The 21,693-nt window shown below is 48.4% G+C and carries 15 protein-coding genes and 1 tRNA gene; 9 read left to right on the top strand and 7 right to left on the bottom strand.

The window, feature by feature from the left end; all coding sequences use genetic code 11:
* The 7 genes from C233_RS0109250 (at position 1) to C233_RS0109220 (ending at position 10,072) form a co-directional block, all read left to right on the top strand.
* Positions 1–1,326, top strand: coding sequence for a fimbrillin family protein (locus C233_RS0109250; RefSeq protein WP_025068820.1), 1,326 nt, complete (start codon positions 1–3; stop codon positions 1,324–1,326).
* A gap of 51 nt (positions 1,327–1,377) precedes the next feature.
* The gene (locus C233_RS0109245; protein ID WP_018667319.1) at positions 1,378–2,766 is read left to right on the top strand and encodes a fimbrillin family protein; all 1,389 of its coding nucleotides are present in this window, start codon (positions 1,378–1,380) and stop codon (positions 2,764–2,766) included.
* A 243-nt stretch (positions 2,767–3,009) separates the two neighbouring features.
* On the top strand, positions 3,010–4,260 hold the full coding sequence (locus C233_RS0109240) for a fimbrillin family protein (RefSeq protein WP_018667318.1): 1,251 nt from the start codon (positions 3,010–3,012) through the stop codon (positions 4,258–4,260).
* Between the two features lie 28 nt (positions 4,261–4,288).
* On the top strand, positions 4,289–5,314 hold the full coding sequence (locus C233_RS0109235) for a fimbrillin family protein (RefSeq protein ID WP_026314802.1): 1,026 nt from the start codon (positions 4,289–4,291) through the stop codon (positions 5,312–5,314).
* A 21-nt stretch (positions 5,315–5,335) separates the two neighbouring features.
* Entirely contained in the window at positions 5,336–5,911 is a 576-nt protein-coding gene (locus C233_RS0109230; RefSeq protein WP_018667316.1) for a DUF3575 domain-containing protein, read from the top strand.
* A 12-nt stretch (positions 5,912–5,923) separates the two neighbouring features.
* Complete coding sequence (locus tag C233_RS0109225; protein ID WP_018667315.1) at positions 5,924–8,206, top strand: hypothetical protein; 2,283 nt, start codon at positions 5,924–5,926, stop codon at positions 8,204–8,206.
* A gap of 15 nt (positions 8,207–8,221) precedes the next feature.
* Positions 8,222–10,072, top strand: coding sequence for a hypothetical protein (locus C233_RS0109220; RefSeq protein WP_018667314.1), 1,851 nt, complete (start codon positions 8,222–8,224; stop codon positions 10,070–10,072).
* An 8-nt stretch (positions 10,073–10,080) separates the two neighbouring features.
* Here the strand turns inward: C233_RS0109220 and C233_RS0109215 are convergent, their stop codons facing one another.
* The 6 genes from C233_RS0109215 to rho form a co-directional block, all read right to left on the bottom strand.
* Positions 10,081–10,614 (bottom strand): TlpA family protein disulfide reductase, encoded by a 534-nt coding sequence (locus C233_RS0109215; protein ID WP_018667313.1) that lies wholly within the window; start codon positions 10,612–10,614, stop codon positions 10,081–10,083.
* A 241-nt stretch (positions 10,615–10,855) separates the two neighbouring features.
* A tRNA-His gene (locus C233_RS0109210) sits at positions 10,856–10,932 on the bottom strand.
* Between the two features lie 90 nt (positions 10,933–11,022).
* Complete coding sequence (locus tag C233_RS0109205; protein WP_018667312.1) at positions 11,023–12,165, bottom strand: CapA family protein; 1,143 nt, start codon at positions 12,163–12,165, stop codon at positions 11,023–11,025.
* 9 nt (positions 12,166–12,174) lie between these two features.
* Complete coding sequence (gene folD, locus C233_RS0109200; protein ID WP_018667311.1) at positions 12,175–13,056, bottom strand: bifunctional methylenetetrahydrofolate dehydrogenase/methenyltetrahydrofolate cyclohydrolase FolD; 882 nt, start codon at positions 13,054–13,056, stop codon at positions 12,175–12,177.
* Between the two features lie 142 nt (positions 13,057–13,198).
* The gene (gene ffh / locus C233_RS0109195; RefSeq protein WP_018667310.1) at positions 13,199–14,521 is read right to left on the bottom strand and encodes a signal recognition particle protein; all 1,323 of its coding nucleotides are present in this window, start codon (positions 14,519–14,521) and stop codon (positions 13,199–13,201) included.
* Between the two features lie 99 nt (positions 14,522–14,620).
* Positions 14,621–16,573, bottom strand: coding sequence for a transcription termination factor Rho (gene rho, locus C233_RS0109190; RefSeq protein WP_018667309.1), 1,953 nt, complete (start codon positions 16,571–16,573; stop codon positions 14,621–14,623).
* A 237-nt stretch (positions 16,574–16,810) separates the two neighbouring features.
* On the opposite strand from rho, the gene C233_RS0109185 reads away from it, so the two are divergent.
* On the top strand, positions 16,811–17,644 hold the full coding sequence (locus C233_RS0109185) for a 4Fe-4S binding protein (protein ID WP_018667308.1): 834 nt from the start codon (positions 16,811–16,813) through the stop codon (positions 17,642–17,644).
* 148 nt (positions 17,645–17,792) lie between these two features.
* On the opposite strand, the gene tilS is transcribed toward C233_RS0109185, so the two are convergent.
* Positions 17,793–19,064, bottom strand: a complete 1,272-nt coding sequence (gene tilS / locus C233_RS0109180) for a tRNA lysidine(34) synthetase TilS (protein ID WP_018667307.1) — start codon at positions 19,062–19,064, stop codon at positions 17,793–17,795.
* Between the two features lie 303 nt (positions 19,065–19,367).
* Here tilS and C233_RS0109175 point away from each other — a divergent pair, with 303 nt between their 5' ends.
* A complete protein-coding gene (locus C233_RS0109175) occupies positions 19,368–21,689 on the top strand; it encodes a TonB-dependent receptor domain-containing protein (protein ID WP_025068819.1) in 2,322 nt (773 codons plus the stop codon).
* The last annotated feature ends 4 nt before the right edge of the window (positions 21,690–21,693 follow it).

Below are 21,693 nucleotides of genomic sequence, written 5' to 3'. Positions count from 1 at the left end.
ATGAAAATGATAGTTCTGAGAGAAATATATAAACCGATATCCCTATTGCTGGTAGTGCTTACGGCACTATGCGGCTGCGGAAACCTGTACACGGGGGATGAAACGCCCGTAAATGCGGGAACGGACGACTCCGACGATAATCCATTTATATACGAGGAGGAATTGCCTATAATGGTTGCCTTCTCCGACCCAAGCTATACCGTGCTCACCCGCGGACAGGGGGCGCTCGACCCGAACGATACGGAGAACTATCCCACCAAGAAAGCTAATGCCACATTCCATATCTATGCATTCCGTTCGGACAACCCGAGCGGCATGACTTACGAAACGACACGCGCCCAAGATACCGACCGGGTTATCTGCCTGGTAGACGGCAGCACGGGCAAGCAGGGCAATGATGCCGAATGGAGCAAGCATGGCAGGCAGGCGTGTTACAATCCGGCATCGGGTTCTTTCATCAGTTGGAAAGACGAGGACGACCCGCTGTATTACAGCACGCTATCGCAAATCAGCCCTTTTAACTTCTTCGCTTATTACGTAGACGACTTGTGCGAAGGGCAAAACAACTACATCGGCGAAAAGGGTATATCCAACTTCGTCCGCGGTGTGGACGATATCCGTTTCAAGGTTTCGGTAGACGGCTCGCAAGACCTGATGTGTGCCGTAGCAAGCCTCACCCAAGACCAGAAGGATAACTACATCGCACGCCTCAGCGCGGAAGAACAGGAGAAGGTTTACAAATATTATTATAGTACTTATACGGCGCACCGCAACATCCACCCGGTGCTCCAACTGAAGCACCAACTGGCAAACGTGAAGTTTGCCATACTTCCTACCAAGCTTAAAAATGACATTACCATAGAGTCTATCTCGATAAAGACCGTAAACAAAGGTACTTTCATCGTTGCCGCACGGGATATAACGCAGGTAGGCACTCATTTCTCGGAAGACGACGAGCAGAAGGAACTGCCCTTGCGCGAAGCCGATAACACCGCATTCGTACCGCGCCTGGTAGTGGCGGGCGGCGAGAAGGTGGAACTGGATAACTCCTTGCTTGTACCGCCCACAAACAATGCATCGCTGATTATCAAAGCGTCGGTTGACAAGAACGGGCAGAAGTATTACTACACCACCGTGTATCCGCTCAAAGATATCGTTAAGAACACCAAAGACGGAGAAACGCTGGAACCCGGCTTCCTCGCCGGCTGGCGATATACAATCAGCATATCCGTTTACGGACCGGAGGAAATTCAGGTGCAGGTAGAAATCGACGGTTGGGAAGACGGCGGTAACATAGAACTGGACCCCGATGATTTTTTTGAATGATAACGAATATAGGAATATATAGATTTATTTATTAATTAAAATTTAGTGATTATGAAAAAGCAATTTATCTACGCAGCGTTATGCATTGCATTAATGAGTAGCTGTTCGAAAGACAATGACCCGGGAAGTATTTCGGAACCGACAACAAACACCCCGGATGTTATCGACGAAGGTAGTCCGGTAGCTATTGAATTGGGAGTAGGTGCTCCGCAAGTAAGTGTTTCTACAAGAGGTACAGGTGCTGCAGGTGTCAATGACGACGAGGTAGCATTATGGGACGAACAAGAGCTGAAAATATTAATGACTAAAAAGAACAGTCTTGTTTCAGCAAAAGAAGACCCGAACGATCCGGACTCCCCTTACATTTTCGATGGTTTAACATTTAATGCTCCGGCAAGCACTATAAATGACCCAGCCAATATGAAAATCACCAATACTACCGGAGCCGTTAAATACTATCCACTTCAGGGTGCTTATGATTTTTATGGTTTCAGCTTTGACGATGCTGTGGTAGAAGGCGGTTTTGAATATCCAGAAAAGAGTGAAGACGACAAGACCATAGAGTATAATTTGACCATTAACGGAACTCAAGATATTATGATAGCCAAAGCCGAACTGACGGATGCTCAAAAGGGAGCTGCATCTGGGGACGGTAAGTTAGCAGAAGAAGATTATGCTAAAGCATTTAGCTCATGGGCAGCCCGTAGAGGTGTACAACCTACTATGAACTTCAAACATTTATTATCCCGTCTAGATTTTGTTGCCAAAGTGGGTGCAAATGTCGATGGTGGAACTGAGATTACCATAAACGATAATGAATATTCCACAAAATGGCCTGCAACCCAAGGTTATCCTCAACCAGATGAAAGTAATAAAATTAAAAACGGTGTCTATATTAAAAGTATCAAAGTACTTGATCCCAAAAGTAAAATTACAGTAACAATAGCAAATTTGAACACCCCCGGACAAACAGGTATAACAGCTTCGACAGAAGATGAAGGTATCTCCTCCTTCACACTGATGAGAAAACCAACTTCAGACGAAATAGAAGAAAATCAGTCTAAAAATTTAGTGGAACTCACCCCGGTTACTCCAGGTAGTGCATTAGATGAAGAACTTCCGATTGGTAACGGTATCATGATTGTTCCTGGAGAAAACAGTTTCCAAATGGAGATTGAATTAATGCAATATGTTATGGAACATGACGGTTCAGCAGCTCCAGACTATCCCCAATCATATACATGGAAAGAATCAACACTGCAAACAACAGTAAAACTTAATGCACAGGAACCAAGCAAAGTATTCGAAGCCGGTAACTACTATACAATTACCACAACAATCTTCGGATTCCAAGATATTGAAGTTACTGCAACATTGTCTAAATGGGAGGACGGCGGAGATATTTCAACCAATCCTGAAGATGACGCATTCAATCAATAATTAAACTATAAAATAAAATCAATCTTTCATTCCCTTCACTTAACCGGTGGTTTACCCTGATTACAAGTACCACGGAAGTGAAGGGAGTGAATTTGAAGATTATTTTTAGCAGTTATCCTTATTTAGGATATAAAAGAAACTTTATCCTATAAACTCGTGTCAGCAAAACCTTTTTAAGAGGATGAGGTTTCGGTTTTATATCGAAACTGATAAATAATGTTTTACGAAACACTCATTATTATTATGAAAAAGAATATATGGTTATGGGCATTAGCCGGTCTATTTATGGTATCGTGTTCTTCCAACGACGATGAACCTAACATTGAAAGGCCGGTCACAGAAGATGATTGGGAAGGTCCTAACGGACAAGTAGTCATACAGTTGGGTGGTGGTGAATCCACTGCAACAGCTAACACAACGGTAACGCGTACACCTATCACTGAAAAGACCTTCATAGGTACCGAGGTCGGAGTTTTTGCTCTTGCAACTACTCCGAATAACGATACACCAGCTACCGACTGGAGCACAACAGAAGGTGCATTATTAAGTAATGTTCAAGGAATTATTTCAACACAAACCAATACAGAAGGTTCTGAAACCGGAGCAGAAAAAATCTCATTATACAGAAACGGAACATCCGGTGCTGTCTATTATTATCCAATGGATAACAAATACGACTATACATTTTACGGCTATGCCCCATTTCAAGAAGATGCAACAGTTACAGCCAGTCAGGCAACTGTACAATTCAACGACTTCAACGGTTCACAAGATATTATGTGGAACAAAGCAGCAGCACCTCAAATACCGGAAGGAAGCATTTATATCGATGAAGATACAAATGAAAAGAACTCTACTGTCATCACGGGATACAAAGCCAAATATATAAGGCAGTTGAAGTATAACCATGACATTATAACCAAGCAGAGTAAAGACGACGGAAAAGATTACACGTGGGTTCCTAATATCAAATTCAACCACCTGCTAACCCAGTTTACCTTCCAAGTTGTAGCTGCAAAAAAACAGTCGGAAGCAGATAAAAAGAAGGTGAAAGATATGAAAGTGAAAGATATAAAGATTAAGAATCATGGTCGTATAGCTACATTGGACATCATATCCGGGACTTTAACATGGACTGGAAGTGAAGATATTGCAATGTTAGAAAATGATATCGATGAAGCTGCTAATAAAAGTTTTACACCAAGTAATGAAACAAACGGCGGTGATAAAGTAGGTTATCTAATGGCAAAACCAACCGACGGCACTACTCCTTTAGAGTTAGAAGTAACAATCGAAGCCCCCACTGCAACAAGTGGTACTGCCATACCAACCGAGCAAACCGTTCCTGTATTCATAAATACGACAGGAGGATTTAAGCCAGGTGTTATCTATAACGTGCAAATCGGAATTTATGCTATGCAAGAAGTTCAAGCAGATGCAACTTTAACTGAATGGCAACAATTCGACGATAACATTGAAGCACCTGTTGAATAATTCTAAATCTGGGTTCTAAACACAAATAATGAGGAAACGAATAAACATATTATTCTATTCTGGTATCATACTCCTATTGCTGACAGGATGTAATAACGAATCCGCCATAGCTCCTCCCCTCGGGGAGGAGGCTGTGGAGGTTCGCCTAAGCGCTTCCGTCAGTTCTATCGAAGCCACTGTAACCCGAAGTATCATTACCGGAACAGAATTAGCAGAAAGCTCGGAAGTAGGAGTATTCGGTTTGACAGAAAAAGAAGGAAGTCTCAGTAACCCCTATATCTCCAATCAAAAATATCTTTGTGCCGGAACGAGTGGACAATTACTCATACAGCCGAACGACACCGTTATCAATTATCCGCCCGGCCAGGACAAGCTGTACCTATTCGGGTATTATCCGTATACAACCCACAGCACTACTGATGAGTATGGAAACGCTTTCATTCCCGTAACCGGCACAAAAGACGGTAAAGATGTAACGGACTATCTTTATACCGGATGCGTAACCGGCAGCAAGTCCCTTGCAGCAGCAGGCAACTACCAAGTATCTTTACCCTTAAAACATGCATTAGCCATACTGCGCCTCAAAATATACACGGACACTGAGGAATATACGGACGACTCCCACCCTACATTGAACAGCATCAGCTTTATCCCCCGTGAAGCACAAGAGGGAAGAATGGATTTACGAACCGGTATCATCACATCGGATAACAGCGATAACCGAACGGCCGTAACGCTCAATTACACTACGGAAAAGCCGGGTATAATTGCCGGAAACGCCCCGGTTCAGAAAGATTACTTATTGCTCCCTTATGAAAACGAGGAGAACAGTGCTATCCGCAAGCTGGTACTGAACGTATCTATGCCGGACGAAGCACAGCCCAAAGATATTGTAGTATTCGATGAAGCGGACAGTGATGCAGACCGCAACGATGTCATCGTCAAGCTGAAAGCAGGTTATATCACAACTATCAACATCAAATATACGCAAAGTATGGCCGCCAAAGCCAGCGTGAACGAATGGCAGAATGGCGAAGAACATACATTCGAATAAAAAGATATAAAACATAAGCATATGCCGAAACAACCCTGTACTCTCCTACTGCGTATCGCGTTTCTGCTGCTGTTAGTCGGCGGCAGCCATACCTTGCATGCCCAGCAGATAGCCGTAAAGACCAACGGATTAATGCTTGCCGCCATGACGCCTAATCTCGGTTGCGAGTTCGTAGTAGGCGAACGGAGCAGTATAGACCTTTCTGCTTTCGGCTCCGTCAACATATACGGAAACAAAGCAAAAATGATAGGCATTCAGCCGGAATACCGCTATTGGTTCAACGGCCGCCCCATGACCCGCGAGTTTGTAGGCATAGCAGCCCTCGGCGTATCCTACGACATTACCTGGGGACGCCACATCTATCAAGGCGATGCCGCCGGGGCAGGCATCACGTTCGGGTACTCCCTCAACCTCGGCAAACGCTTCAACATAGAATTTTACGGCGGTTTCGGAGCTGTCTACTTCCAGCAGAAGCAATACTACGTCAACGATAACTACGAAGACTACGAAACCAACGGTGCGGCACACGTCAATGCCACCGGTTACAAATTGTTACCCACCAAGCTGGGTGTATCCATATCATATATCCTCAAATAAAAGCATATCGCCATGAGAACCTTTATCAAGATAATAGCAGCCTGCATAGCTATACTTTATATCGGAGCCACTCCCATTATGGCGCAACAAATCAAGGTAGTATTCGGAAAAGTCCTCAATAAACCCGAAGGGAAAAACAAGGCGGAGCCTTTCCCCTCGAGTGAAAAGGTATATATATTCGCCTTCAACACGGTAGCTGCTGCAAGAGACGCCAAGAAACAACTGGAAAGCGGCAACGCCACCATAATGTCCGATGCCGATGTCGTGGCAGGTCCGGACGGCTATTATGAAATCCGCGTAGCGGAAAACGGGGCGCTGATTTTCCGCGTAGCCATGAAAACGGAACTGCGCGAGGTAAACTACAACTCAGAAATCAACCTGGCTATCGACGGCGGAATCATGCTGAACCAGATTACCGTTACGGCAGACCGCCCCACTCCCAAGCCCGATGCCGAAGCCGGTACAATCGAAGGGAATAATTTCTATGTGGAGAATTCAATCCCCGTACCCAAACAGTTCGGGCAACCCAACCGGCGCCTTATCCTGCAACCTTACGTCATTGACTGTACCACCGAAGATACGGTGGCGTACATGAGGCCGACTGTTATGGACGGAGTAGAATTTCATCTGACACAGGACAGGCGTATGGCTTTCAACATTGCCAACGACACATTATCCAGGTATATCGACAGGAAACGTCCGTTAAGTGAAAACCCGTTCAATATCCCCATTAAAGATACCGTGCATGTAGAAGACCCGAGAAGAATGTACAGTGCGCGGTGCAAAATGGTGTTTGCCGACTATACTCATATTACATTCAAGGAGGATTACCAACTGACAACCTGCAAGATACGCCGTCCGCTGCAATTCCTTGAATTCACCTTCCCCGAATTTTCGCTGGACCCCAACAAATACAAAGAAACGCCGCGACGGGAAAAAAGGAATACGGCAGGCAACATATCGCTTACATTCCTGGTAGGCAAAGCGCAGCTCGACCCGGACGTCCCCGCCAACGAGGAGCAGATGAACAAGCTAAAGAACGACTTGCTGGAAATCATCAACGGCGAAGGTACTACCCTGAAGGAGTTCAAGATTACGGGTGTGTCCTCACCGGACGGCCGCTACGCCAGCAACCTCGCCTTAGCCAAGCTGCGTACGAACTTTGCCTTGGGGCAGATAACGTCGGTAATCCCCGCTGCTCAATGGGCGCGTGTATACAAGCACCCTACCGAAACACGTGTAGCCACCTGGGAGGAGGTAGCCGAGTTATTGGAGCAAGACTCTCTTTTCACCGAAGCGGAGGATGTGAGGAAAATCATTGCCAAATTCCCCAAGAGCCAGGATGCGCAGTATGCTTCCGTTATGCGCCTGCCCTACTATTCCACAGTCATTAAAGAACGGCTGCCGCGCCTGCGCACCGTGCAATATGAATACAAGCATGAAATCTTCCGCGAGCTGAACCCGGACGAAATCCTGGACAGGTATAAAAACGACCCGGAATACCGGAGCGGCAAGAAACAGTTTACCCGGTACGAGTACTGGCATCTTTTCCAAATGGTGAAAGACCCCGTAGAGGCGGAAAAGATATACCTCCGCGCTTACAAGGAGACAATGGGCTACGACCCCGACCCGTCGAAACGGAAGCCCTGGATACTGGCTGCCAATAACCTCGCCGTATCTTACCTGAGACGCGACACATTCGACGTCAATATCCTGAAACCTTTGATAGACATCACCAGGAAAGCCAACCAGATAGACCGCTTCGACGACGGTATCAGCGTAACGGAAACAGAGGTCAACCCGGAAACAATCGTAGCCAACCAACTGGCTATGTACATCCGCGCCTACAATTTCAGCGAAGCGAGCATCCTTGCCAGAATTCTCCCCGATGACAAGAAGTTCGAAATGATAAAGGCTTTCGCCCGTTGCCTCGGCGGTTATTACAAAGGGGGAACCACAGTCCAGGAGGTGGAGGAAAGGAAAAAGATTTTCCAGCTTGTAAAGAATTCATCTCCCTTAAACAATGTTATCATGTGCATGGCGCTAAATACGGAGATGTACAACAAAGAAGCCAAACAAGCGCTCGAGGAGCTGCCGCAAAGCGCCTTAACGCTATACCTGAAAGCAATCCTGGCAAGCCGCATGGGAGGAGATGCGGGAGATATGGAAGCTTGTATGATACTTAACCAAGTATTTACCATGGATAGCAAATTTATCAAAATAGCGATTAATGACGGAGACATCAAGAAAGAGTTGCTCGAATTCTATGAAGATATGTTCGGCAAATTGGAATAAAGAAAGTTCGTTTATATGAAACATACACTCAAACAATATACCGTTTCTGTATTACTTGTATTGGCAGGTGCGGCAACCCACGTCCGCGGACAGCAGAAAGACAGCACGCAAACCTACTTCGACGCCACGAGGGAGGCGCTTTCCAAGCGTTACCGGCATCCGGACGCCGTACCCTTCGACAGTGCATGGAAAAAGAATATCTACATATCTTTATTCGGGGGAATGGATAAGATTCTTCCCCGGGGAAACGCCGACTTCAGCACCGGTCCTGTCGGCGGTATCGCAGCGGGTATCCTGTTATCTCCTTCCCACTCGCTGCGTATGTCCCTGCTGGGCGGAACCTTTTCGAGAAGAATAGACAATGAAAGGCTGGTTCGTTTCGGAGTACAAGCCGATTACCTGCTGAACATCACTTCCTATACCAGCGGATACAATCCGGGGCGTCTTTTCGAAGTTTCTACCGTTGCGGGTATCGGTTACCAATATTCCTCGCTGCTCGGCAAAGCGGAGCATGCGGGGGAGCTGCACTTAGGCCTGCAACTGAAACTCCACCCTACCCCTCACGTAGATTTCTACCTGGAACCCCGCGCCTCTATCCTGACCGACGGCATAGACCATTCATACCAAAAGAACTGGCACAAATACGATGTCACTTACGGGGCGACGCTCGGTATCAACTACCGTTTCAAAGCATGGGCTCCCTTCGGAAAAGTACGCATCCTCGAAGGAGACAGTTTCTGGGACAATACCTTTATCAGCTTCGCTGCCGGAGGACAGCTCCAGGCTTCCAGACTAACCGATGAAATAGGCGCGACAAATTCTATCGGTCCGCATTTCAGCCTGTCGGCAGGCAAATGGCTGCTGCCTGCATTCGGCCTGCGCCTATCCGCCTTTACCTCGGGCGACACGTGGCACAAAAAAGTAATTGCCGCCACGGAAACCGCTCCGCAAGAAGAATTCTATGAAATGTCCAGCTATGTGGGCGGACGCCTGGAGGGGATGCTGAATATGATGTATTTCTTTAACGGGCATAACCTCGATGCCCCTTTCAGCATCAACCTGCTTGCCGGTGGCGAGCTCGGGTATATCAGGAAAGAAAACGGATATTACCCTGCCAAAGGCGGTTATACCGGATTTACGGGCGGCGTGCAATTTAAATATGCCGTATCCGACAACATCGCATTCTTCATCGAGCCGCGTACCACTATGGCCTCGTACTCCATGAAAACCAGCGAAAAGTACGAAGACCGGTATGTAGCTAGAAAATATACCGACAATCTTTTCAACTTGAATATAGGTATTGAAGTGAGCCGTGCCAATCTCGAAAAACGGCTGGAACGTTCCTTGAACCGGGAATTATTCAAACCTTCCTTCTTCGTAAGCGGAGCGGTAGGCTTTGCCACACCTATCCAGGTAAAACGCTATGCCTTGAAACGTTACTTCGACTACCAGGCGATGATAGCGGTAGGACGTGTTTTCACCCCGTTGTCATCCCTTCGTTTAGGGGCTGACTTCGGACCTTTCTCCGCAGACCTGAAAGAAGGGGCGCAAAAATACGACATGGCAAGCGGAAGCCTCGACTACATGCTCAATCTTACCAATCTAATGGCGGGTTATGACCCGGAGCGCAAATACGACATACAGTTATTTGCCGGGGTAGTGGCATCCATGAGGCTGAAACAAGAGAACCGCTTCTTTATCGGCGGAGAAGCGGGGTTGCAGGCAGCCTACCGAGTGAGCAGCCGCTTCAACGTGTTCCTCGAACCTAAAATCCGCGTTTACGGCAAGGAATTGCTGATGCAGGATAATGTGCAGGGAAAAGACGTGATGATGTCGTTACATGCCGGAACGAGTTTTTCTTTCTGATAAGGAAATCACTCCAGAAGCCCGTCGATTTTCTTAACCAGCGAAGCAAATTCCTCCGGATTGTAAAGGCGGGTAAGCATCACGATGCGGCCTTCTTTATCAATCAGGACATTACGGGTAATACCCGCCTGGCGCAATGCATATTTGGCAAAAATATCGGCTCCCGGGTCTAACCCCAAAGGATAGGTGATATCGGTAGCCTTACCGAATGCAATAACCTTATCCAAAGGCTCGTCGCGGTCGATGCCTATCAGCACGAAATCCGGATTGGACTTATGCCTCTGCCAGATATCCTTTTCTATAAAAGGCATTTCTTTCCGGCACACACCACACCAGCTTGCGGTAAATTGCAGCATCACTACCTTACCGCGGAAATCGGAAAGTTTAACGGTTTTGCCGTCTGTCAGCGTCACGGTAAAATCGGGCGCTACCTGTCCTTCCTTTACAATATAACCGGTACTGTCCGCCACTGCTTCCTGTGCCATACCCGCTGTACTGCACAAAGCCAGCAGCCCGAGTATCCATAATCCGAATCGTTTCATCTTCTTCGCTTTTTCAATTATTTATAAATACGCTTCCCACCGCCAAAGAAACCGGCTTAAATCTCCCAAAAGCCCCAAACTAAACCTTTAACAACTCTATGAAAGAAACGGAAACTGTGCATTTCACTTTCGTGAAGCAAAAATAAGCATTTTAACTAAATATCCCAAGTTTTCAAACTGACCCCTAATCCACCTTTATGCAACAAAAAAGAGGAAAATCATTACTGATATTCCTCTTTCTTGGGGTGACTGAAGGGACTCGAACCCTCGACATTCAGAACCACAATCTGACGCTCTAACCAACTGAACTACAGTCACCATGTTATTGCATTTCTCAAATGCGGTGCAAAGATAGGGATAATCTTTGATATTGCAAATATTTCGATAATTATTTTCACGAAAAAACAGCTATTTATCACTCTCGAAAATTCCCTTATTATGCTGTTGCAGGAGTTTCCGCGAGTTTTCCATAAAGATATTCAAGCGTTTACGGGCAGGCTGCGGCAAACTGTCAACAGGTGAGTAAGAAGGATATAAAATATAATTTTTCTTTCCGGTAAGAGCAGGGCGGGCAGTCCACACTAAGGTATATCCGCACCGGACGACACGTGAGAACGGAAAAGAAAGAGTAAAAGGCTCGAGAGACGGCGAATAACTCAGATTACCCCGCAACGGGTGAACCGGTTGGGGAAGAGGATATTTCTCGAGCTCCAGGGTAAAGATAAGACCGCCGTCCGTATTTGTAGCGCTCATATTGGAAATGAAATTTCCTAAGGAATAAACGACGATATGCTGCCGGTTGCCGGCCTCACGCAACTCCATAGGCTGAATTACATGCGGATGCGCCCCGATGATATGGGTTACCCCCTGCTCCAACAACCAGTCGGCCAGCTCGCGCTGTCCGCGGTCGGGAAGCGAGTGATACTCCTCTCCCCAATGCATGCAGGCTATAATGGCATCCGGCTGTGCGGCACGGGCACTACGGATATCTTCGAGGATAGTTTCCTTGTCGATGTAATTGACGATATTGGGCGAAGCCGCCTTAAGTCCGTTAGTACCATAAGTATAGTTGAGTATGGCGATACAAAAGCCTTTTTTCCTGATAAAGAGAGGATAACGCTGCCTTCGCTCCTCCATGTTCCGGTAAGTGCCCGCATGGGGTATGGAAAGCGAATCCATTCGGGCGATAGTCCGTTCCAGCCCTTTCTTACCACGGTCCAGACAATGATTGTTCGCTGTGAGCAGCACATCGAATCCGGCATCCTTGATAGCTTGCAGATATTCGTCGGGAGCGCTGAAAGCGGGATACCCCCGATAAGGCTCTCCTCCGAGGGTCACCTCAAGATTGCCAACGGCAATATCGGCGCGGGATATTTGCTCTTTCACAAGAGAGAAACAAGGAGAATAATCGTAGTTTCCGTCAGGAGTACGGGCGGCATTTATCTGCGCCTGATGCTGCATCAGGTCTCCTGCAAATAATAGCGTAATCCTTTCCTGTGCGGAAAGGGTTACGCCATACAATAAAAGGATAAAGGCAACGAGCGCTTTCATCGCCCCTATTTACCGGTAAATAGCTTTCTTGCCTGCCAACAGCGTATTCTTCATTAAAGAAACGATTGTCATCGGACCTACACCGCCGGGTACAGGCGTGATGAACGAACACTTCGGGGCAACCTCGTCGAACTTGACATCGCCGGTCAACTTGAAACCGGATTTCTTGGTGGCATCCGGTACACGCGTAGTACCCACATCTATAACGACAGCCCCTTCCTTCACCATGTCCGCCTTAACGAAGTTGGGTTGTCCCAAAGCCGCGATGATGATGTCCGCTTCCCGGCACTCCTTTACCAAATCCTTACTGCGGCTGTGGCAAACGGTTACCGTGGCATCGCCGGGGTAAGCCTTCTGCATCATAAGGGCTGCCATAGGCTTGCCTACGATGTTGCTGCGTCCCAATACCACGCACTTCTTTCCGGAAGTCTCTATTCGGTATCTCTTCAACAGCTCGAGAATGCCGTTGGGAGTCGCGGAAACATAACAAGGCAACCCTATCGACATACGTCCCACATTAATCGGATGGAAACCGTCCACATCCTTCCGATAGTCGATTGTCTCGATAACCTTCTGTTCCGAGATATGCTTCGGCAGAGGCAACTGGACGATAAAACCGTTCACATCCGCATCTTCATTCAGTTCGCGTACCTTTGCCAAAAGTTCTTCTTCCGTAACATCGGACTCATAACGGATAAGTGAAGACTTGAAACCGCATACTTCACAAGCCTTTACCTTAGCCGCCACATAAGTCTCGCTGCCGCCGTCGTGTCCTACGAGGATAGCTGCCAGGTGCGGGCGTTTTCCGCCGCGTGCCGCTATCTCAGCTACTTCTGCCGCAATTTCCTGTTTTACCTGTTCGGAAATCGCTTTTCCGTCAATCAATGTCATATTCAAATTATATCGTATTAGTTATTATCCGTACAGCATTATCTGCAAAAGTAGAGTAAATAACCGAATAAAGCAAAAATCCCGCCGACTTCATTCATTATATGGAGTCAGCGGGATTTTCATGCAGGAAATTTCCTTTTCCTTATCTCTTCAGCTTCGGCATCATCTTGCCCATTTTGCTGCCTGTTACCATTTTCATCATTTTACGGGTCTGGTCGAACTGTTTCAGCAAGCGGTTCACCTCCTGGATGTTCGTACCGCTACCCTTGGCAATACGCTGGCGGCGCGAACCGTTCAGGATAGCCGGATTGCTGCGTTCCTCCGGAGTCATGGAGTAGATAATCGCCTCGATGCTCTTGAAAGCATTGTCGTCGATGTCGATATCCTTAATCGCCTTACCTACCCCCGGTATCATGGAGGCAAGTTCTTTCAGGTTACCCATTTTCTTGATTTGTGCAATCTGGCTCAGGAAGTCGTTGAAGTCGAACTGGTTCTTCGCAATCTTCTTTTGCAGGCGCTTGGCCTCCTCCTCGTCGTACTGCTCCTGCGCACGCTCCACCAACGACACGATATCGCCCATACCGAGAATACGGTCTGCCATACGGGCAGGGTGGAACTGGTCGATAGCATCCAGCTTTTCGCCCGTACCCACGAACTTGATAGGTTTGTTGACCACGGAACGGATAGAAAGCGCAGCACCGCCGCGGGTATCGCCGTCCAGCTTCGTCAATACTACACCGTCGAAGTCCAGGCGCTCATTGAATTCTTTCGCCGTATTCACCGCATCCTGTCCGGTCATGGAATCCACCACGAACAATATTTCATTCGGGTCGATAGCAGACTTGATTGCGGCAATCTCGTTCATCATCTCCTCGTCTACCGCCAGGCGGCCGGCAGTATCCACTATGACGAGGTCGTATCCTTTTGCCTTCGCCTCTTGTATGGCATTCTGCGCAATAGCCACCGGGTCTTTGCTGTCCGGTTCCGAGTACATGGGCACTTCAATCTGCTCCGCCAGTACGCGCAACTGCTCGATAGCGGCAGGACGGTACACATCGCATGCCACCAGCAAAGGTTTCCGGTTCTTCTTGGTTTTCAGCATACGTGCCAGCTTGCCGGAGAAAGTCGTCTTACCGGACCCCTGCAAACCGGACATCAAAATAACAGCCGGCTTGGAATCGATATTGATTTCCGCCGTTTTGCCGCCCATGAGCCGGGTCAGTTCATCGTGTACGATTTTTACCATTAACTGGCTGGGCTTCACCGCTGTCAGCACATTCTGTCCCAGCGCCTTTTCCTTAACGGTATCGGTAAAATTCTTGGCAACCTTATAGTTTACGTCGGCATCCAGAAGCGCTTTACGCACATCTTTCAGCGTTTCCGCCACATTAATCTCGGTGATTTTGCCCTCACCTTTCAGTATTTTAAACGACCTCTCGAGTCTTTCGCTTAAATTATCGAACATACTATCTTACAATCTTACAATTACTAAATTACAATTTGCTCTTATCGGGGGTACAGGCGCACCTCCCCACCATACGCTATCCGTAACTGCCGAACCGTTTTAGCTGTTCATGCTCATCAGGAACTCGTCGTTGTCCTTGGTTTTCTCCAGACGGTCCTTTACAAAATCCATTGCTTCTATCGGGTTCATGTCGGCAAGGTATTTGCGGAGAATCCACATACGGTCGAGCGTCTGCTTATCCTGCAACAAGTCGTCGCGGCGCGTACTGGAAGCAACGATATTGACAGCCGGGAACACACGCTTGTTGGACAGGTTGCGGTCGAGCTGCAACTCCATGTTACCCGTTCCCTTGAATTCCTCGAAGATAACTTCGTCCATTTTGGAACCGGTATCGATTAGCGCCGTTGCAAGAATAGTCAGCGAACCGCCACCCTCGATATTACGGGCTGCGCCGAAGAAACGTTTCGGCTTGTGCAGCGCATTAGCGTCCACACCGCCGGAAAGCACCTTGCCGGAAGCCGGGGAAACCGTATTATAAGCACGTGCCAGGCGGGTTATGGAGTCGAGGAAGATAACGACGTCATGTCCGCACTCTACCATTCTCTTGGCTTTTTCCAGGACAATGCCTGCAATCTTCACGTGGCGTTCCGCCGGTTCGTCGAAAGTAGAGGCGATAACCTCCGCATTCACGGTACGCGCCATGTCGGTAACTTCTTCCGGGCGCTCGTCAATCAGCAGCATTATCATATAAACTTCCGGGTGATTGGCGGCAATGGCATTGGCGATGTCCTTCATCAGAATAGTCTTACCGGTTTTGGGCTGTGCCACAATCAATGCACGCTGGCCTTTGCCGATAGGAGCGAAAAGGTCTACCACACGTGCCGACAAGGAATCGGAATAACCGCCCTTGCAAAGCTTGAACTTCTCCTCGGGAAAAAGCGGGGTAAGATGCTCGAACGGCACACGGTCGCGCACGAAAGCCGGGTCGCGTCCGTTAATCTTGGACACCTTCACCAGCGGGAAGTATTTTTCGCCTTCCTTGGGCGGACGGATGACGCCCTCCACCACATCGCCGGTTTTCAGGCCGAACAGCTTGATTTGGGATTGCGAAACGTAAATATCGTCGGGAGAAGAAAGGTAATTGTAGTCGGACGAACGCAGGAAACCGTAACCGTCCTGCATGATTTCCAGCACGCCGGTTCCGGTCAGTATATCGTCGAACTCATACACCTTCTCGCGTTCTGCCACCGGTTTGCGTTCGGGAGCGGCATAATTCTCGTTGCCGTTCTGCTGCTGCGCGGGGCGCTGCTGGGGCTGGGCAGGACGCTGGTTATTATTATTGTTGTTACGATTATTGTTGTAGGAAGAGTTGTTGTCGCGAGAGCGAAGGCGGGGACGTTGGGGCTGCTCCGCAGGAACGGGAACTTCCGCTTTGGTAGCTTCGAATTTACCGATAAGCTCCGACGGCAATTCCACTTTTTCGGTAGGAAGGTCTTCGATAGGGATAAAGTCATCTTCCATTTCCGGCAATACGGGACTCTCTTCGGGGATTTCCAGGGGAAGCGCAGCGACCTTTTCCGGTTCGGCAGGTTCCGCTTTCACCTCTTCCTGCACAGCCTTAGGAGCTTCCGCAGCAGGAGCCGCTTCTTGTTTTACTTTGCGGGGACGTCCCGGTTTGCGTTTGGGAGCGGCGGGTTCCGCTGCCGGAGCTGCGGCGGCCGTTTCCTTCTTGGTTGCCTCGGCTGCCGGGGCAGCAGGTGCTTCTTCCGTTTTCGCTTTCGTAAGGTCGCCGTTCTTATTGGCGGTGAACACCTTGTCGGCCGTTTCCTTCTTGACCGTTACGCGAGAACGTTTTTGTTTGTCCCCCTTGCGTTCTTCCTTTAATTTGTCGGCTGCCACTTTCTTGGTTGCTCCCGCAATGGCCTGCTCATCGAGTATCTTGTAAACAAGTTCTTCTTTTTTAAGAGAATCCGTTTTTTTGATACCCAATTCTTGGGCAATAGCTTGCAATTCCGACAAATTTTTGTCGTTTAATTGAATAATATTATACATACAGTATATGTGTGAATGGTTTTTACTTAATTCGGTAAGTCTACCTTGTAAATTATGATTTAATAGGGATATTTAGTATTGAACCGGAAATCTGGCTAACAATCCTCACCTCAGCAAGGAGTTACAGAATGTTTCAACGGCACAAAGGTAATAATTATTTTTGGTTTCATAAATAAATCGTCTTTTTTTTAATTTTAAAAGTTTATCTTTGCCTTATTATCACCGATAAATTGATTTATGAATATATACGCAGTTCGTTTGATTACTTTTTCGCCTACCCATACCTCTAAACAAGTGGGCGAGGCAATTGTTCGCGGCACAGGACTTTCCGAGATTACACAAACGGATTTGACCCTGCACCCGGCCGGCGAACCGGAAATCCCGGAAAACACCCTGACAGTGATTGCAGTTCCCGTGTACGGCGGCAGAGTGGCGCCCCTGGCACTGGAACGCATGAAAGACCTACGCACCTCTGGCGCCCCGGCAGTACTGGCCGTAGTTTACGGCAACCGCGCCTACGAAAAGGCACTGGCGGAGTTAGACGCCTTCGTTTCGGAAAGAGGGTTCAAGGTTATCGCAGGAGCTACGTTCGTGGGCGAGCACTCGTACAGCACGGAACGTAACCCCATAGCGGCAGGGCGGCCGGATACAGACGACCTGCAGTTTGCGGAAGCCTTCGGCACCAAGATACGGGCTAAAATCGAAGCAGCTACCGGTAAGGACACCTTATATGCAGTAGATGTCAGGCGCATCCAGCGCCCCCGCCAGCCCTTCCTTCCCCTATTCCGTTTCCTGCGGAAAGTAGTGAAGTTACGCAAAAGCGGCGTACCCATGCCCCGTGTTCCGGAAACGGACGCAACGCTCTGCAACCATTGCGGGTACTGCGTGCTCCATTGTCCGGCAGGAGCTATCGAAAAAGGCGACGAATGCAATACCGTTGCCGAAAAGTGCATCCGTTGCTGCGCCTGCGTAAAGGGATGCCCCCAGAAAGCGCGTATATTCGATACACCGTTCGCCGCCCTGCTCTCCGACTGCTTCAAGAGGCAGAAGGAAGACAAGATTATCCTATAATCCCGCCCGGCGGCATAAATGAAATCATTCCAAGCGCATAAGTACCGGGCGCGGACTGCACAGGTTATACACGGAAAACAAACTACAATTGCCCTGCAATCCGCGCCCGTTTTATCATTCGGTGCACGCACAAAGACCGCCCGCTATCCTATCCTTCCGTTTTCACCACCAATACTTTCCGGGTATTTCCGTCTACGCGGAACCTGTCGTCCGCCCTCTCTCCCACCAGCCAGATGATGTCCTCGCCGCAGCACAGCACCCACTGCCGCTCCTTGCGCAAAAGGGAGAACTTCCGGTCGGTCATATAATCGCTTACCTTTTTTCTGCCTTTCATGCCGAAAGGGACAAAGGAGTCGCCTTGCCGCCAAAGCCGTAACGAGAGCGGATGCAACAGCTTGTCCGCATCGAAGCAGGCTGTCGCTTTATCACGGGGAATGACAAAATCCGGGGTAAGGGCATGCTCCTCCATTGTCAGTACGGGTTGCACCGCCTTCCGGCGGGCTTCAACCAACAAATACCCGCGGTCTTTCACCACGCACCACTTTTCCGAAGAAAAGACTTTTCCCGGCTGCCCCTCCAAAGCCCGGTATATATCCTCTATCCGGGCGGCATTGAAACCGAGCGGATACAAAATTTCGAACAACAGAGTTTTAGGGGCAGGCTCCCGCATCAAAGCGTCGATACATATACCCTGAGCCGTCCGTACCCGTTTTATGCCTTCTTCTATACCTTTCTTATATATAGCGGAGGCATCTTCCAGGTGTGCAGCGGCGGCGAGAATGCTCTCTTTGACGGAAGGGTTGATTGCCTGCATCATCGGCAGCAAGTCCAGACGTATCTTATTGCGGGTATATTCGTCCTGCAAATTGGTGCTGTCCGTTACATAATCCTGCCCGATACGCTCCAGGTAACCGGTAATTTCCTTACGGTCGAGGCAGAGCAAAGGACGCACGATATACCCGTTCCTGGGACGTATCCCCCGTAGCCCGTTTATTCCCGCTCCGCGAATCAGATTCAGCAGAAATGTTTCCACACTATCGTCCCGGTGATGCGCCACGGCAACGACACCGGCGCCGCTCTCCTCCCGCACCTTCCCGAACCATTCGTAACGCAACTCACGCGCCGCCATTTCAATGGAGATGTGTTTTTCTCCGGCCACACGCCGGGTGTCAAAATGGACGATATGCAGCGGTACTTTCCGCTCCGCGCACAACCGGCGGACGAACGCCTCATCCCGGTCGGATTCTTCGCCCCGGAGGTGGAAATTACAGTGTGCAGCCTCGCAATCGTAGCCCAATGCTTGCAGCAGGCACAACAGCGCTACGGAATCCGCACCGCCGCTCAAGGCAACAAGCACTTTGTCTGCCGGCATAAAAAGCCGTTCCCGGTCAATGTATCGTGCTACTTTCTCTTTTTCCATAAGGGCAAATATACATGTTTCAATTCACACATTGACAGCCAAGTGTTTACATGCTTATTTCTTTATAATCCGTACTTATATACTTTAAGCTGAACGCAACAAAGGTAACAATTATTTTTTGTCCAAGGGCATTTTCCAATTTCAGAAAATGATTGGCGCACTAAATCGAAGACCGGGAATAGTCCGACGATTGAGGCAACCGGATTGAAAATTATAGCTTCCACATCAGAACTACCCTGTAGAGTAGTGGAAAAATCCCGCCAACTAAAGAATTTTGCAGCAGAAAACTAAAATAATCATATTATGAAAAGAAATAAAATATTTTTGCTTGTACTTCTTATAAGTAGTCTTTTGCCGATTGGACTATCGGCACAAACCGTGAACGGAAAATTAGTGGATGAAAACAATCAGCCGCTACCCTATGCCAATGTAGTGTTACTGTCACTACCGGACTCGGCTTATGTCTGCGGGACTATCAGTGCCGAAGACGGTACGTTCAGCCTTGCCGCTACTGCACAAAACCAAGTAGTCTGCATTTCTTACCTCGGTTATAATACAGTCTATAAGCCTATACAGCCTGCCGATATGGGAACTGTGCAACTGACATTAGACTCACAGATGATAGGCGAAGTAGTTGTAAAAGCCAATTTACCAGTTACCCGCATAAAGGGAGATGCCATGGTAACAAACGTGGAGAACAGTGTGTTGAGTAAGGCAGGAAGTGCCGAAGACGTCTTGGCGCGTATTCCCGGCATACAGAAAAAGACCGACGGCTTCGAAGTAATGGGCAAAGGAGCACCGCTTATCTATATCAACGGACGGAAAATGCGTGATGCTGCCGAGTTAGACCAGCTTTCATCCGAAGATATCAACAGTGTCGAGGTTATTCGTAACCCTGGTGCCGGGTATGACGCCACAGTAGGAGCAGTAGTACGTATCCGTACCATTAAGCGGCAGGGCGATGGATTCGGCTTAAACATACGCAGTTCGTACGACCAGTCGCAGAATGCCGATTTTGTGGAACAGGCTGACATGAACTACCGGCATAACGGCCTCGATATATTCGGTATGATTCGTTTTGACAAAACAACAAACAGACAGGAAGATTTGTTGGAACAGACCACCTTTACCGATACTCTATGGACGCAAAGCAACTATCAACGTTCAGACAATACCTCTCGCGAAATCGGCGGACGTATCGGATTCAATTACGACTTTAATGAACGCCATTCTATCGGTGCACGCTACGATTTGAGTAAAACCCTGTATAACGCTATGACCAGCACTTTTGACAGTGAAGTCCATGCTGACGGATTGCCCTATGACATTTTGCACAGCACCAGCGTTGCCGAAGCAAAGGCCTGCCCCGAACATCAGCTCAATGTCTATTATGCCGGACAGATTGGTAAAGGCGAACTGTCGTGGGATGCCGACTATTATAGCAATACCTATACGCAATATACCCGAAACACAGAGGATAGCCAAGACCACGACGACCGTACCGTGACCTCCGAGAACCCTGTGGACAACAAACTTGCCGCCACCAAAGCCTCGTATACGCATCCTTTGTGGGGTGGCAGTTTCTCTGTGGGAGGAGAGTACACCTACACAGACCGGCACGACGATTATATCAACCCGGAAGCTTATGTGCCCACGACATATACCCGCATCCGTGAACAGAACCTTGCAGGATTCGTACAATACAGCCGCCCTTTACCATTCGGCCAGGCAAGCGTCGGCGTACGATACGAACATGTGGACTTCGACTACTACGAGGACGAAACACTTATCTCCGGACAAAGCCGGGTATATGACAATTTCTTTCCGAACGCATCCATGAACGCACAATTCGGAAAAGTGCAACTCCAGCTAAGCTATGCAGCCAAGACACAACGCCCCAACTACAGCCAATTGAGAAACAACATTACCTACGCCAACCGATTCACATGGCAAACAGGAAATCCGCTCCTGAAACCAAGTATCACACACGACATTACCGCTATGGGTGTCTGGCGTTTTTTCCAGGCTATGGTCAGCTATAAAGTCACTCACGACTATATCCTCTATTGGGGAACACAGGTAGAAGGCCAATCGGCCACGACATTAATCAACTACACCAACCACGACCGTCTGCCAAATCTCACGGTATATCTTGCCGCTTCGCCTACCATTGGCCTGTGGAACCTCAATGCCAGTGCGGTACTTATGAAGCAATGGTTTTCGTTGGATGCCGCCGGCCAACGAAGAACGTATAACAATCCGCTTTTCATAGGTTCATTGAACAACAGTTTCACCCTGCCTGCCGGCTTCCTGCTCTCGGCCGATTTCAGCTTCCAAAGTTGCGGACAGGTGCAGAACATCAACCTTAAACGTCCGCAATACACGTTGAACATAGGCTTACGTAAGTCTTTCCTGAACGACGCCCTCAGTATCGAAGCACGCGCCAATGACTTGCTCCTGGGCGGTAAGCAGGAAGCGCTTCTCTATATGGAAAGCGCCCAGATGAAAGACCTTTCGTGGAGCGACACCCGCTCATTCAGCCTTACCGTACGTTATAAGTTCAATGCGGCAAAGAGCAAATATAAAGGTACGGGAGCCGGGCAAGATGCAAAGAACCGTATGTAACGAA

Source organism: Bacteroides gallinarum DSM 18171 = JCM 13658 (genome assembly GCF_000374365.1).
GTDB classification, from domain to species: domain Bacteria; phylum Bacteroidota; class Bacteroidia; order Bacteroidales; family Bacteroidaceae; genus Bacteroides; species Bacteroides gallinarum.
Note: the sequence above shows the minus strand (reverse complement) of the source record. Positions and strands in the feature narration are given on the sequence as shown.